The organism is Alterinioella sp., from assembly GCF_058343375.1.
In genome coordinates, this window is the sequence record NZ_JBTUJH010000075.1 from 1 (window position 1) to 15080 (window position 15080).

Below are 15080 nucleotides of genomic sequence, written 5' to 3' on the forward strand. Positions count from 1 at the left end.
CGCCGCCGGTCGCGGCGGCTGCTCATGGGTTGAAACGCGACGCCGACATGGGCTTCGCAATAGGGTTTGCCCTGTTGCACCGGCAGGCCGCAGAAATAGAAATCATCGGTGGCGGGATCGCCGATTGGCCATTTGCAGACCCGTTCGGTCAATTCCATCAGGCTGATGCGTTTGGCGTGTTTCTCGACCTCGCTGACCTTGGCCAGCGCCTCGGGGCTGATCTCATTGGCTGAGGGTTGCGGCGGCAGCGGCTGACCTGCGGGCACGATGGGTTTGCGCAGTGGCATCACGTTATTGGGGCGTGCGGCGGGTTCAGGTGCCGGGCTGCTTTCTTTGGCGCGCGGTGCTGCCGGTTTGGGGGCGGGGTCGGGTTTGGCCGCAGGTTTGGCGGCGGCTTCCTTGGCGGCAGGGGCGGCTGATTTGGCCGCAGCGCCTGCCGTGCGGTTTGACAGGCCAAGGCGATGCACCTTGCCGATCACGGCATTGCGCGTCACGCCGCCCAGTTCCTTGGCGATTTGTGAGGCTGATTGCCCCTCGCCCCACATTTTTTTGAGAAGCTCTACCCGCTCGTCGGTCCAGGACATATATGCCCCTCCTGATCCTTAGCCCCAAGTGCAGCCTCTGGTTATATGGGCCCCGGGCGGGGATGAAAAGGGGCAAGCGCGGCGATTACGCGGGCGATATGCGCAGATAGGCCTGGTGCCAGGTCAGAAGGGCTGCGCCCGAGATAATGATGGCGCTGTCGATCAGGCTGATCAGGTCGGGCACCGTGCCAAAACCGCCGCATCAAAGAGGGCGGCAAAGACGAGGGTGACAAAAGAAAACGGGGTCACGAAGCTGGCATCGGCGCGGGCCTTGGCGTTGACGTAACAGGCCTGCGCCAGAGCGATCAGAAGGGCAAGCCCCGTCAGTGCAGCAACGGGCGTGCCCGGGGAGGCTCAGGAGATCGCTACCATCGCCGCCAGCAGAGCATGTCACGCAAGCCGTGGTGACGGACAGATCCTGCTCCCTTGCCGGTGCCCTCGCCTGACCTTTGAACCTGACGCCGCCAAGCAAGAGCGATGCGTAAGGGTTTGCTGGCCCCGGCCTTCTTTGTGCTTCAAATATCCAAAACCGGATCGACGCGCGGAACGCGCGGCGAGGCCGCCCGAACCACCCGTGCCGGATCGGGAATCAGAGCGCCTCAGACCCCCAGGCAGAACCGCATGATGGCCTTTTGCGCGTGCAGGCGGTTCTCGGCTTCGTCGAAGATCACCGAGCGCGGGCCGTCCATCACCGCGCTGGTTGCCTCATCGTCACGATGGGCGGGCAGGCAATGCATGAAGATCGCGTCGGGCTTGGCCGCCGCCATCAGATCTTCGTTGACCTGATAGCCGCGCAACTGGTTGTGGCGGCGTTCGCGCGCGCTTTGCGGATCATGCATCGAGACCCAGGTATCGGTGACCACCAGATCGGCCCCCTGCACGGCCTTGTGCGGGTCGCGTTCAATGGTGATGCCGGGGATCAGGTGCGCCTCAGGGTCCAGTGTTTCGGGGCCGGTGAAGGTCAGGTCAAAGCCGAATTTTTGGGCGGCATGGGCGAAGCTGGCAAAGACATTGTTGCCGTCGCCGGACCAGACCACCTTTTTGCCCGCAATGGGGCCGTGATGTTCCTCGAAGGTCAGAATGTCGGCCATGATCTGGCAGGGATGGCTGCGGTTGGTCAGGCCGTTGATCACCGGCACCGTGGCGTATTCGGCCATTTCCAGCAGGGTGGCTTCCTCGAAGGTGCGGATCATGATCAGATCGACATAGCGGCTCAGCACGCGGGCGGTATCGGCGATGGTTTCACCATGGCCAAGCTGCATGTCGGAGCCTGACAGCACCAGGGTCTGGCCGCCCATCTGGCGCACGCCGACATCGAAACTGATGCGGGTGCGGGTGGAGGGTTTTTCAAAGATCAGCGCCACCATGTGGTTCGCCAGCGCCTGCTCGGCGTCGGGCGTGCCTTTGGGCAGGCCCTTGCGGGCCGATTTCATCGCGGCGGCCTGGGTCAGAATCTGGCGCAGGTCGGCGGCGGGGGTTTGGTCGATATCGAGGAAATGGGTCATGGGGTTTTGATGCTTTTGGCTGGTGGCGGGAGCGAGGGGGCTGTCTGCCCCCTCGCGCTCCCCCGAGGATATTTGGGGCGCAAAGAAGCGGAGGGGGATGGTTAGTCGGCGGGTTCCAATGCGGTGGCGGCGGTATCTAGGCGCGCGACGCCTTGTGCGATTTCTTCCTCGGATATGGTCAGCGACGGCAACAGGCGCACGACATTGTCGCCGCCCGGCACGGTCAGGACAAGGGCGTCATAGCCGGCATTGACCACATCCAGATTGGGCGGTGTGCAGATCAGCCCCAACATGAAACCCTTGCCGCGGATGCCGGTGAAGATGTCGGGGTGGCTGGCAACGAGGCCTTCGAGTTGCTGCCGCAAAAAGCCCGCGCGGCGGCTTATGTCGTCGAGAAAGCCGTCCTTGGTGATTTCATCGACCACGGCGCAGCCGACAGCGCAGGCAAGCGGGTTGCCGCCATAGGTCGAGCCATGCGTGCCGGGGGTCATGCCTTGGGCGGCCTTTTCGGTGGCCAGCAGCGCGCCCAGGGGAAAGCCGCCGCCGATGCCTTTGGCGACCATCATGATATCGGGCGAGATGCCGGCCCATTCATGCGCGAAGAGTTTGCCGGTGCGCCCCATCCCGCATTGGATTTCATCCAGGATCAGCAAGAGCCCGTGTTCGTCGCACAGATCGGCCATGCCTTTCAGGCAGGCATCGGACAGGGGCCGGATGCCGCCTTCGCCCTGCACCGGCTCGACCATTATGGCGGCCACATCGGGGGCTTTGGCAGCCTCAGTCAGCGCTTCGTGATCGCCAAAGGGCAGATGCCGAAAGCCCGGCAGCAACGGCCCGAAGCCGCAGGTCAGCTTGTCGCCGCCCGCGGCCGAGATCATGCCGGTGGAGCGGCCATGAAATGCGCCCTCGAATGTCAGGATGACGTGACGCTCGGGCTGGCCCAGATCATACCAGTATTTGCGCGCCATCTTGACCGCAAGCTCGCCCGCCTCGGTGCCGGAATTGCAAAAGAACACGGTGTCGGCGAAGGTGTGATCGACCAGCTTTTCGGCCAGCGCCTGCTGGCCCGGCACGTTATAGAGGTTCGAGCTGTGCCACAGCGCATTGGCCTGATCGGTCAGCGCCTTGATCAGGGCCGGATGGGCATGGCCCAGGGATGTCACCGCGATGCCTGCGCCGAAATCCAGAAAACGTCGGCCATCGGCCTCGATCATCCAGGCACCTTCGCCTTTGACGAAGGAAAGGGGCGCGCGGGAATAGCTGGGCAGGACCGGCGTGATCATCGGGGGTCTCCATACGGAAAGTTGAAGAAACGGCCATGCCCCAACGGCATCTTGAAGTCAATGAAATCGGGCGCGGGCAAAATCTTTCGCGAAAGATTTTGTGGTGGTGGAAAATCTTTCGGGAAAGATTTTCGGGGCGCGGTCAGGTCATTTTCAGGATGATGCAGGTGGTGGAGCCGGTGGCATAGAGCCTGCCATCCTCGACACCCCGGATGGTGCCCTCGGCCACGCCGGTGGAGCGCCCGCTATGCGAGGTGACGCCTTCGGCCACGATCTCTGCCCCGATGGGGATCGGGCGGATTATGTTGATCTTGTATTCCAGCGTTGTATAGGCCGAGCCTTGCGGCACCCTGGTCATCACCGCGCAGGCCATGCAACTGTCGAGAAGCGTGCCATACCAGCCGCCATGCACGGTGCCCATCGGGTTGCTATGGGTAAAAAGCGGCGTGCCCAGGAAGGTGACCCGGCCTTCTTCGACCGTCCCGATCCGGTAGTTCATCTGTTCGGCGATCGGCGGCATCGGCAGGGTGGCGTCGCGGATACCCTGCATGAAGGCCAGCCCCGACATCGACAAAAGCGTGTCGCGGTCGGCAAGATCGGCGGCGGTTTGGGCATGGTAGGGCGCGGGCATGGGGTATTCCTTGCGGCTGAACCAGTGGCCAACCTGCCGCCCCGCGTCCCCCTTTGCAAGCCCTGGACCGGGCCCGCGACGTGACGTATTTTCAGGCCACCTGCGCCAGTTTTGCCTGCGGCGCGATGCCGAGTGCGGCGCAGATGGTGCGGGTCAGATCGGGGCTGTTGAGGGTGTAGAAATGCAGATCATTCACGCCGCCCTCGATCAGGTCCGAGCAGAGCTCGGTGCAGATCGCGGTCGACAGCAATTCCTCGCGACCGTCGCGCGTGGCGGTGGCGAAAGCATCCTCCAGCCAGGTCGGGACATGCGCGCCGCATTGGGCGGCAAACCGGCGCACCCGGGTCCAGTTGGTGATCGGCAGGATGCCGGGAATGATCGGTGCGGTGATGCCCGCTTTGGCGCAGGCATCGCGGAAGCGAAAGAAGGTGTCGGCCTCAAAGAAGAACTGGGTGATGGCCGAGCTGGCCCCGGCGTCGATCTTGGCCTTGAGGTAATCGACGCAGGCTTGCAGGTTTTCGGCCTCGGGATGCGGATCGGGATAGGCCCCGACCCGGATGTCGAATGTGCCGGTTTTGGCCAATGCGCCGACCAGTTCGATCGAGGAGGCAAAGCCGTCGGGATGCGGGCGAAAGCCGGTCGCGCCTTTTGGCGGGTCGCCGCGCAGGGCAACGATCTGGGTGACGCCCGCAGCGGCGTAGCTTTCGGCGATCTCGAGGGTCTCCGTGCGGCTGGCATCGACGCAGGTCAGATGTGCGGCCACCGGCACGCCGGTATGGGCATGGATGGTTTTCACCGCCTCATGGGTCAGATCGCGCGTGGTGCCGCCGGCGCCATAGGTGACGGAGACAAATTCCGGACCCAGAGGGGCCAGCGTGGCCAGCGTATCCCACAACCGGAACGAGGCCTCGAGCGATTGCGGCGGGAAGAACTCGAACGAGACGCGCGGGGCGGGGGCCGGTGTCTGGGGCGGTGTCTGGGGCGGTGTCGGGGCCATGACGGGTATCCTTGATCAGGTGCCCCGGATGTCGCATAGATGAACACATGAGGCAAACTCATAACATTCATCATCTACATGAGCCCGACTAATGCATATCGAATTTCGCCATCTGCGCACCATCAAGGCCATTCATCAGGAGGGCGGGCTGGCGCGGGCCGCCGACCGGCTGCATATCACGCAAAGCGCGCTCAGCCATCAGATCAAGGGGCTGGAGGAGCAGGCCGGGATGGAGCTGTTCGTGCGCCGGTCAAAGCCGATGAAACTGTCCGGGGCGGGGATGCGGCTGTTGCGTCTGGCCGATCAGATATTGCCGCAGATGGCGGCGATGGAGGAGGAGTTTCGCGCGCTCAGGTCCGGCAAATCGGGGCGGCTGCATATCGCCATCGAATGCCATGCCTGTTTCGATTGGCTGCTGCCGGTGCTGGAGGCGTTCCGCGTCGCCTGGCCCGAGGTCGATGTCGATATCCGCCCCGGCCTGCAATTCGAGGCCCTGCCTGCCCTGATGCGCGAGGAGGTCGATCTGGTGATCTCGTCGGACCCCGAAGACCTGCCGGGCGTCGATTTCACGCCGCTGTTCGACTATGAGCCGGTCTTTGTCGCTGCCGCCGGGCATCCTCTGGCCGCCAAGCCCTTTATCGAGGCCGAGGATTTCGCCGATGAGATGCTGATCACCTACCCGGTGGAGCGCAACCGGCTGGATGTGTTCAGCCAGCTTTTGAACCCGGCCGGAATTGAGCCGCGCGCGGTGCGTCAGGTGGAGCTTTCGGCGGTGATTTTGCTATTGGTGGCGTCGAACCGTGGCGTGGCGGTTCTGCCCGATTGGGTGGTGCGCGATTTGCGCAACAATGCCAGCTACGTGACCCGGCCGCTGACCGAACATGGCCTGACCCGGCGGCTTTACGGGGCCACGCGCCGCGATGAGACGACCAGGCCCTATATGGCCCATGTCCTGCGTCTGGCGCGCAGCGAGCCGGTCAAGATGCAACGCCGCTGAGGGCGTGCAGCCACCCTTGTTTTGCCCCGAACTCGCCTGTCGATTGCCTGATTTGGGCCATGCTTGCTGACCATATTTGCATCCAGGTGGTCCCCGTTCCGTTCGGGGATTTTTCCCGTGTGATGATACGCAAACAGGTGGCGATATGGCTGTGCTTGACAATGCAATCTGGCTGACCGGGCCGGGCGGAACCGCGCAAAGCGGCAGCACGGTGATTGCCGATGGGGCCAACGCCACCACCGTCACCGGCACGTTCACGGACAAGGCCTGGGATGCGTCGCAATCGGGCTATGGGGTTTCCGAATTCGGGGCCTTTGGCCTCTCGGCACCGATTACGGCCGAGTATCAGTTTTCCAATGTGGTCGAGAATCTCAGCTTTGACTTGCAGCATGTCAATTCTTCTGGCTCCACCTATGACGATATGTTCACGATCCGCGCCTATGACGCGGAGGGCAACATGCTGGCCGCGGCCGATGTGATTGCGGGGCGGACCGGGCTGGTCGATGAAACCGTGACCGTGAACCCGGACGGGTCGGTCACGATCGAGGCGGATGGCCCTATCGCCAATAATGTGACGATCACCCTGCCGGGGCAGATTTCACGGCTGGTGGTGACGTTTGAAGACGGGCCGGACGGCACCCAATCCGGTGGCGCCGGGATCGGTGATCTGAGTTTTGGCGTGGCCCCGCCCGATGACATTGTCGAGGGCACCGGCGGCGATGATCTGATCGACGCGGGCTATACCGGTGACCCCGAAGGCGACCGGATCGATGCCGGCGACAGCACCGGTGCGCAGACCGGCAATGCCGGCAGCGATGATGATTACGTGTTGGCCGGTGGCGGCGATGATATTGTCGATGCCGGTGCGGGCAATGACGAGGTTTACGGCCAGGGCGGCGATGACAGCCTGCTGGGCAATGTCGGCAATGATACGCTGGTCGGCGGCATCGGGGCCGATACGCTGCGCGGCGGCACCGGCGATGACAGTCTGGAGGGCGGCGCGGGGGATGATGATCTTTATGGCGACGAGGATAATGACACCATCCTCGGCGGCGGCGGCGATGATACCATTGATGGCGGCCTGGGTGCTGACAGTCTTGAGGGCGGCGACGGGGCCGATTCGATCAGCGGCAATGATGGCGATGACATCATCAAGGGCGGGGCCGGGGATGACTGGCTGCGCGGCTCGGTCGGCAATGACGAGATGTGGGGCGGCGAGGGTGATGATTACATCTGGAGCGGCTATAATGACGACACCATCCGCATCGAGAACAATTTCGGCAATGACACGATCAGCGCCGAGGGCATCGGCGAGGTCACCGGCGATGTGCTGGATCTGAGCCTGGTCACCGATGATCTGACCATCGACCTGACCGGATCCAACCCCGAGACCGGAAGTTTCAGCGATGGCGTATCGACCGCCAGTTTCGAGGAGATCGAGAATATCGTGCTGGGGGCCGGGCGCGACACCATTCGGCTGGCCGATCTTTCGGGGGCGGACCGGGTTCTGGGCTTTGACATGACGGATTCGGGTGATGGCACCGCCAATGATCAGCTCGATGTTTCGCTTGTCACCTCGGATTACGGCACCACGCCGGTTCATGCCGGTGATGTGGCGGTCAGCGATGACGGGTCGGGCAATGCGGTTCTGACATTTCCGGGCGGAGAATCGATCACCTTGGTCGGGGTCAGCCCCTCTGATCTGGACAGCATCGACAAGCTGGTTGCGATCGGCATCCCGGATGGGCGCGATTTCGTGGTCGAGGGCGGCGCGGGCGACGACATCATCGATGCCGGATATAGTGGTGACCCCGAAGGCGACCGGATCGACGCGGGCGACCATTCCGACGGCTCGGATGATGATCTTGTGCTTGCCGGGGCGGGCAATGACAGTATCACCAGCGGCGCGGGCAATGACACTGTCTATGGCGAGACCGGCGGCGATACCATTGCGGGTGGCGCGGGCGATGATGTGATCCATGGCGGGGCCGGGGATGACCTGATCAGCGGCGGCGTGGGCGATGACGCGATCCATGGCGAGGGCGGCGACGATACCATCTCGCTGCGCGACGGCTTTGGCAATGACACCATATTGGGCGGTGAAACCGGTGAAACGGATGGCGACACGCTGGATATGAGCGCGTTGAGCGTCGATACCACGGTTGATCTGACCGCCGCCGACCCGGAAAAGATCATTGTCAGCGATGGCCTGGGCAGCACGACGGCGGACGAGATCGAGACCATCATATTGGGGTCCGGGCGCGATACGCTGATCCTGGGCGATGGCGGCGGCAATGATACGGTCAATGCCTTTGACATGGCGGATGCGGGCGATGGCAGCACCAAGGATCAGCTCGATGTCACCGGGTTGACCTCGGATGGCACCGCCACGCCGGTGACGGCCGCCGATGTCATCGTGACCGATACCAATGGCGATGGCAGCGGCGATGCGATCCTGACATTTCCCAATGGCGAGAGCATCACGCTGATCGGCGTCATCCCCGATCAGGTCGATTCCATTGCCGAGTTGAACGCCATCGGCATTCCCTGTTTCACCCCCGGCACGCGGATCACCACCGCCAAGGGGCAGGTCGCGGTCGAGGATATCACGGTGGGCGATCTGGTGCAGACGGTCGATCACGGGTTGCAGCCGGTGATCTGGGCGCGCCACCAGACCCTGAGCCCGGACGATCTGGCGCGTGATCCCGCATTGCGCCCGGTGATCATCCGCAAGCTGGCCTTTGGCAATCAACGAGGGATGCGGGTTTCGCCGCAACATGGGCTGGTCTGGGCGGCGGCAGAGGGGCGTCTGATCCGCGCCAAACACGCGGCCGAGTATCTGGGTAGCGGTGCCGCGCGGGTGGATATGCAGTGCAGCGACGTGACCTATATTCACCTGATGTTTGACCGCCACCAACTGATCTATGCCGAAGGGGCCCCGGCGGAGGCGTTCTATCCCGGGCCGATGGCGCTGAAATCTCTTGATGTCGATACGATCTGCGATCTGATGGCCGCGATGCCCGCAATGGCCAGGCTGATCTTCGGGGGGGGCGATGTTGAGACGGTTTATGGCCCGCCCGCCCGCGCCTATCTGAAAGCCAGCGACATTCGGGCCTTGCTGCAGCGCGCGGCCTGAAAAAACCGCCTGTCCTGCCCTTGGCAGCGCGCCATGCGGGGTCTATACGCACGGGCTGGACCAGACAGGGGACGACCATGCAGGGCAGCGCCAATCTCAACATCATGATCAAGGCCGCGCGCAAGGCCGGGCGTAGCCTGGTCAAGGATTTCCGCGAGGTCGAGAACCTGCAGGTCAGCGCCAAGGGCCCCGGCGATTTCGTGTCGAAGGCCGATATGGCCGCCGAGGAGATCCTGCGCGAGGAACTGATGACCGCGCGGCCCAATTATGGCTGGCTGGGCGAGGAAAGCGATGAGGTGCCGGGTGCCGACCCGACCCGCCGCTGGATCGTCGATCCGTTGGATGGCACCACGAATTTCCTGCACGGAATGCCGCATTGGGCGGTGTCCGTGGCCTTGGAACACAAGGGCGAAGTGGTCGCCGGGGTGGTCTTTGACGCGGCCAAGGACGAGATGTTCTATGCCGAAAAAGGCGCAGGTGCCTGGTTGAACGATTCGCTGCGCCTGCGGGTGTCGGGCCGCAGCAAGATGATCGAATCGGTATTCGCCACCGGCGTGCCCTTTGCGGGTGGCCAATATCTGCCGGCCTGTTTGCAGGATCTGGCCCGATTGATGCCGGAATGCGCCGGTGTGCGGCGATGGGGGGCGGCGTCGCTGGATCTGGCCTATGTCGCGGCCGGCCGTTACGACGGCTATTGGGAACGCGGTCTGAAGCCCTGGGATATCGCGGCAGGCATCGTGATTGCGCGCGAGGCCGGGGCCTTGGTGCAACCCCTGCGTATTGGCCAGAGCATGTTGGAAGACGGCCATCTGATTGCCGGGGCCGAGGCCATTTTTGATCCCTTCGCCAAGATCATCCGCGCTCGTTCCGACGCGTAAGGGCCGCATTCGCGGCGCATTTCTTCTCGAATTTTCCAAAAATTGGCCCGGTTGCCTTGGTAGCTGTCGTAATTGGGGGCCAGGGCAAGGGGAAAACTATGCCACAAGGCAGGATAAGGGGTATGGCCGTGGGTATTCGCGATGCCATGGCGGTGGATTGGATTGCGTTGACCTTGGGTATCATCGGTGCCGGCGTCGCGATCATTGCATTTATGGTCATGCTGGAGCGTGACACCGGAACATCGCATGATTGTGTGGTGCATCCTGAGCAGAGCGATGGCGCTGTCGCAGATGTAGAATGCCTGCAATAGCCTGACCAGGGGCAGCTCTGTTTGCGCCGGGCTGTCAGAAAGCCCTGGTGGCGGATGGGCCTGCCGGTCTCACGGATCCGACATTCCCATCCGCCGATAAAGGTTTTCGTCATAAAAAAATCTAAGGTCTTGGGTCCGGTGAAAGGTCTTTATCGTGATATAGTGTCGAATATACACTTAATGTCGGGTAGCGCAAGGGTTATTGTGTAATAAAGACACCAAAATTCGAGAAATGAGGATGTTTCCGGTCGCATGCGCTTGCGATGGACCTGGCACTGGGCTGCGCCAACCGGTTGAACCAAAGCACTAAATGGTGCCTGGATGCCGGGGGCGCGGCGGGCCATGCTGCCTTGCACGGCCCTGACAGGATGGCCGCTGATTGCCGGTGGATCGGGTCTTGGGGTCCGTGCACTAAAAAGTGACGGTTGCGTGACATAATTAATCGGGTATGAGGTTAGCCAACATATACAGGACACAGGCACATGCTCGACCCAATCGCCCCCGCATCGCAATCGTCAGAAACCCGCCCGCCCAGAGAATGGGTCAAGGTTCTGGCAGCCTATCGCGACCCGAACGCGCTGCGCAGCTCGTTTGAGCTTGTCATAACAGTGGGCCCCTTCCTGCTGTTATGGGTATTGGCGTGGTGGTCGCTGTCGTTCAGTTACTGGCTGACCCTGGCGATCTCATCGTTCAACGCGGCCTTTTTGTTGCGTCTGTTTGCCATCCAGCATGATTGCGGGCATGGCGCGTTTTTCAACAACCGCACGCTGAGCGACTGGCTGGGGCGGGTGATCGGCGTTCTGACATTGACGCCATATGATGTCTGGCGGCGGTCGCATTCCATCCACCACAGCTCTGCCGGCAATCTGGGCCGGCGCGGTATCGGCGATGTCCACACCCTGACGGTTGCCGAATATCAGGCGCTCAGCGGCTTTGGCCGCTGGACATACCGGCTCTATCGGCACCCGGTCATCCTGTTTGGCCTGGGGCCGGGATACCTGTTTTTCCTGCAAAACCGGTTGCCACTGGGTATGATGGCCAAGGCGCGATACTGGATCAGCGCCATGTGCACGAATGCAGCGATCATTGTTGCATTGGGGCTGATCATCTTTTTTGGCGGCATTATGCCGATCCTGCTGATCTTCCTGCCCTCGACGCTGCTGGCGGCGACGGCGGGGGTGTGGCTGTTCTATGTCCAGCATCAGTTCGAGACCACGCATTGGGATTCAGAGGAAGACTGGCAATTGCATGACGCGGCCCTGAAGGGCAGCTCGCATTATGTGCTGCCGTCACCGCTGCAATGGGTCAGTGCAAATATCGGCATTCACCATGTGCATCATCTGTATAGCCGGATCCCGTTCTACCGATTGCCCGAAGTGCTGCGCGATCATGCCGAACTGGCCGATGGCAACCGAATGACAATCCGCGAAAGTCTGGTCAACGCGCGACTGCATCTGTGGGACGAAAATTCAAGACGATTGCTGTCCTTTTCGCAGGCGCGGGCGCTAAAGCCTGTCTGACATCGCGGGCCGGGGTTTCGCGGCACCGGGTGGCATGAAAATGGCCCCGCCGAGCACATCGGCGGGGCCATTCATTGTTACCGGCTTTTGCCCCTAGGCATCGCGGTTGGCAGGCAGAATGATCTGCTGCACGATGCCGGCAAATGCCAGATAGATCGAGGTGACCACCAGCCCCCACAGGGCCCAGGATTGCGGGTGAAATTCCACCAGCGCGGCCCAGATGGCAAAGCCGGTCCAGGCGATGGCCATGGGCAGCGTCAATATCCGCCAGCGGACGGTGCGGACCGGGTGGACAAATTTGAACGGCACGAACATGCCGATGGCAAACAGAACCACCAGCGCCAGGCTGATCGGCGGCGGCGGGCTGATTGCGAACAGCACCAGCACCACCATGTTCCAGCAACCGGGAAAGCCGCAAAAAGAGTTATCCTTGGTCTTCATCCTTGTATCGGCGAAATAGACGACGCTGGCAAAGGTGATGACGATGATCACCAGCCAGCCCGGCCAGCCCGGCAACAGCCCCGATTTGAACAGCGCATAGGCCGGGATGAACACATAGGTCAGGTAGTCGATGATCAGGTCCATCAGATAGCCGTCAAATTCGGCCGCGTTGGTTTTCACGTCATATCTGCGCGCCAGCGGCCCGTCGATGCCATCGACGATGAAGGCCACCACCAGCCACAGGAACATCAGCGACCATTTTTCCTCGACCGCGGCCAGCATCGCCAGCATGGCAAAGACGGCACCGGTGGCGGTGAACAGATGCACCGAAAGGGCTTTGACGCGTATATTCATCGGATTGACATGACCCATTGATCGCGTTTTCGCAACCCGCTCAGGCTTTGGGATGTGCGTTGGCATAGACCTCGAGCAGGCGGGCGGTATCGACGGCGGTATAGGCCTGCGTGGTCGAGAGCGAGGCGTGGCCCAGAAGCTCCTGAATCGCGCGCAGATCGCCGCCCGCATCCAGCAGATGGGTGGCAAAGCTGTGGCGCATGGCATGCGGCGTGGCGCTGGCGGGCAGGCCAAGCTGCATCCGAGCGGCCTCGACCACCTTGGCGATCAGCCGCTGGTTGAGCGGGCCGCCCCGAATGCCCCGAAACAGCGCCGTGCCGGGGGCCAGATCATGCGGGCAGAGATCTGCGTAGCGCGCGACGGCGGCGCGTGCGGCGGGCAGCACGGGCACCTCACGTTCCTTGTTGCCCTTGCCGCGAATGCGCAGGGTGTCGGTCAGCGGCAGCACATCAGCCGCCAGGCCAAGCGCCTCGGATATGCGCATGCCGCAGCCATAGAGCAGGGTCATGACGGCGACATCGCGCGCCGAAACCCAATCGCGGCTGTCCTGCATTTCGACCGTGTCCAGCAGGTTGCGGGCCCCGCGCACCGATAGCGGGCGGGGCAGCTTGCGCTGAAACTTGGGCGCGCGGGTAGAGAGAATCGCGGTGGCGTCGAACCCGTCGCGTTCGGCCCACCAGCGATAGAAGGATTTCACGGACGAGAGCTGGCGCGCCAGCGACCGGGCCGACACGCCGCGGCCGCGTTCCGCCGCCATCCAGGCGCGGATGTCGCGGGACCCGAGCGATTGCAGGGGGGCAAGCCCCATCTGACCCCCGAAATGGCCGGCCTGAAAGGCCAGAAACCCGGCCATGTCGCGGCCATAGGCGGTCACGGTGGCATCTGAGCCGCCCCGGAGCGCCCCGACATCGTCCAGCCACGCGGCCAGCAGATCACGGGCAGCGGGGCTGAGGGCGAGGGTCATGATGTCAGCCCAGGAACCGGTTCATGGAGCGTTCGAACACAGAGGTGAAAAAGGTCAGCAGGTCGGTGCCCTGGCTGGGGCGGAACTGGTGCGGATCCTCGGAGCCGATCACCAGCAGCGCGGGCAGTCGGCCTTCGCCAAGGTCGAGTTTCAACAGCGCCTCGGAGGCGATCCAGTCGGCGGCTTCGCCATAGATGCGGTCGGAACTGTCGCCGACCTGGCGCAATGTCACGGTGCGTTGCGGAATACTGCGCCCGCCGGTCAGGTAGTGATCGACGAAACCGGGGCTGACGATGGTCAGCACATCCTCCAGCTTTTGCACATTCGGGGCGCTGTCATCGGTGGCTTCAGTGCTTTCGAGAACCAGGCGGATACGGTCAACGCGCAGAATCGCGGCCACATCGGTGCCGAGGATCTTGAGAAACGCCTCGAAATCGGGCTGTTCCAGCAGGGCCAGAATGGCGCGGTGGATCTGGTTGGTTCCGGCCAGGTTTTCATAGGCCGCCGCGATCACGGACCGGTGGGTATCTTCCAGCCGATCGAGCCGGTTTTCCAGCCGTTCCATGGCAATGCCGCGCATATCGACGATATTGCCGCCCATCTGACGGTCATTCGCCGTGATCAGCGCGCGCATCACATCGCGGTCATCCAGAATCAGATCCGGGTCGGTCAATACCCGTTCGCGCCAGTCCTGCAACGGCTCTGCCCTCTCGCCCATATCCTCTGCCCTCATGTTCTTTTTTAGCTTTGGGCAGAGCTTACACCATGGTTACAGGATTTTCTGCCCTGTTTTTGCCCAATCCTTCATAAAGCCCTCCAGGCCCTTGTCGGTCAGCACATGATTTGCCATCGCCTTGATCACATTTGGCGGCGCGGTGGCGACATCGGCTCCGATCAGGGCGGCGTCCTTCATGTGGTTCACGGAGCGGATCGAGGCCGCGAGGATCTGGGTTTCAAAACCGTAATTGTCATAGATCTGGCGGATATCGACGATCAGATCCATACCATCGGCATTGATATCATCGAGCCGGCCGATGAAGGGCGAGATATAGGTGGCCCCGGCCTTGGCGGCCAGCAGCGCCTGATTGGCGGAAAAGCACAGTGTCACGTTCAGTTTGTGGCCTTCATCCGAGAGCAGCTTGCAGGCCTTGAGCCCGTCCCAGGTCAGCGGCACCTTGATGCAGATATTGTCGGCAATCTCGGCCAGCTTGCGCCCTTCGGCGATCATCGCGTCGGCCTCCAGCGCCACAACCTCGGCCGAAACCGGGCCATCGACCAGATCGCAGATTTCTTTCGTAACCTCCACGATGTCGCGCCCCGATTTCAGAATCAGCGACGGGTTGGTGGTGACGCCATCGACCATGCCGATATCGTTCAGCTCGGCTATGGCGTCCACTTCGGCGGTATCGACAAAGAATTTCATGATCTGATCCTATCGGGCATGATGCGGTTTGCGCATCTCTTAGCGCAGGAATAGAG

14 protein-coding genes are annotated in these 15080 nt (G+C 62.4%); 5 read left to right on the plus strand and 9 right to left on the minus strand.

Translation table 11 applies throughout. The features are described 5' to 3' along the window. The 5 genes from ACW8PS_RS10925 to metF all read right to left on the minus strand — a co-directional run. Nucleotides 1-584 (minus strand): GcrA family cell cycle regulator (locus ACW8PS_RS10925; RefSeq protein ID WP_491527434.1); only part of this gene is annotated, 584 nt, incomplete at its 3' end. A 599-nt stretch (nucleotides 585-1183) separates the two neighbouring features. Next, nucleotides 1184-2089, minus strand: a complete 906-nt coding sequence (gene argF / locus ACW8PS_RS10930; protein ID WP_491527435.1) for an ornithine carbamoyltransferase — start codon at nucleotides 2087-2089, stop codon at nucleotides 1184-1186. A 101-nt stretch (nucleotides 2090-2190) separates the two neighbouring features. Continuing rightward, nucleotides 2191-3372 carry an aspartate aminotransferase family protein gene (locus ACW8PS_RS10935; protein WP_491527436.1) on the minus strand — a complete coding sequence of 394 codons (1182 nt, stop codon included), beginning with the start codon at nucleotides 3370-3372 and terminating at the stop codon, nucleotides 2191-2193. Between the two features lie 142 nt (nucleotides 3373-3514). Continuing rightward, nucleotides 3515-4003 (minus strand): PaaI family thioesterase, encoded by a 489-nt coding sequence (locus ACW8PS_RS10940; RefSeq protein WP_491527437.1) that lies wholly within the window; start codon nucleotides 4001-4003, stop codon nucleotides 3515-3517. A gap of 91 nt (nucleotides 4004-4094) precedes the next feature. Beyond that, a complete protein-coding gene (gene metF / locus ACW8PS_RS10945) occupies nucleotides 4095-5000 on the minus strand; it encodes a methylenetetrahydrofolate reductase [NAD(P)H] (RefSeq protein ID WP_491527438.1) in 906 nt (301 codons plus the stop codon). A 91-nt stretch (nucleotides 5001-5091) separates the two neighbouring features. On the opposite strand from metF, the gene ACW8PS_RS10950 reads away from it, so the two are divergent. The 5 genes from ACW8PS_RS10950 to ACW8PS_RS10970 all read left to right on the plus strand — a co-directional run bounded on the left by ACW8PS_RS10950 (nucleotide 5092) and on the right by ACW8PS_RS10970 (nucleotide 11842). Then, a complete protein-coding gene (locus ACW8PS_RS10950; RefSeq protein ID WP_491527439.1) occupies nucleotides 5092-5997 on the plus strand; it encodes a LysR family transcriptional regulator in 906 nt (301 codons plus the stop codon). Nucleotides 5998-6142: 145 nt separating this feature from the next. Then, nucleotides 6143-9133 carry a Hint domain-containing protein gene (locus tag ACW8PS_RS10955; protein ID WP_491527440.1) on the plus strand — a complete coding sequence of 997 codons (2991 nt, stop codon included), beginning with the start codon at nucleotides 6143-6145 and terminating at the stop codon, nucleotides 9131-9133. A 77-nt stretch (nucleotides 9134-9210) separates the two neighbouring features. After that, nucleotides 9211-10011, plus strand: a complete 801-nt coding sequence (locus ACW8PS_RS10960) for an inositol monophosphatase family protein (RefSeq protein WP_491527441.1) — start codon at nucleotides 9211-9213, stop codon at nucleotides 10009-10011. Nucleotides 10012-10133: 122 nt separating this feature from the next. Beyond that, entirely contained in the window at nucleotides 10134-10322 is a 189-nt protein-coding gene (locus ACW8PS_RS10965) for a hypothetical protein (protein ID WP_491527442.1), read from the plus strand. A gap of 482 nt (nucleotides 10323-10804) precedes the next feature. Beyond that, the gene (locus ACW8PS_RS10970) at nucleotides 10805-11842 is read left to right on the plus strand and encodes a fatty acid desaturase (protein WP_491527443.1); all 1038 of its coding nucleotides are present in this window, start codon (nucleotides 10805-10807) and stop codon (nucleotides 11840-11842) included. Between the two features lie 93 nt (nucleotides 11843-11935). On the opposite strand, the gene ACW8PS_RS10975 is transcribed toward ACW8PS_RS10970, so the two are convergent. The 4 genes from ACW8PS_RS10975 to fsa are packed head-to-tail and all read right to left on the minus strand — an operon-like array spanning nucleotide 11936 to nucleotide 15024. Beyond that, nucleotides 11936-12637, minus strand: coding sequence for a CDP-alcohol phosphatidyltransferase family protein (locus ACW8PS_RS10975; protein ID WP_491527444.1), 702 nt, complete (start codon nucleotides 12635-12637; stop codon nucleotides 11936-11938). Nucleotides 12638-12677: 40 nt separating this feature from the next. Beyond that, nucleotides 12678-13601, minus strand: a complete 924-nt coding sequence (locus ACW8PS_RS10980) for a tyrosine recombinase XerC (protein ID WP_491527445.1) — start codon at nucleotides 13599-13601, stop codon at nucleotides 12678-12680. Nucleotides 13602-13605: 4 nt separating this feature from the next. Beyond that, the gene (locus tag ACW8PS_RS10985) at nucleotides 13606-14319 is read right to left on the minus strand and encodes a DUF484 family protein (RefSeq protein WP_491527447.1); all 714 of its coding nucleotides are present in this window, start codon (nucleotides 14317-14319) and stop codon (nucleotides 13606-13608) included. Nucleotides 14320-14370: 51 nt separating this feature from the next. Then, nucleotides 14371-15024, minus strand: coding sequence for a fructose-6-phosphate aldolase (fsa, locus tag ACW8PS_RS10990; RefSeq protein ID WP_491527448.1), 654 nt, complete (start codon nucleotides 15022-15024; stop codon nucleotides 14371-14373). Nucleotides 15025-15080: the final 56 nt, after the last annotated feature.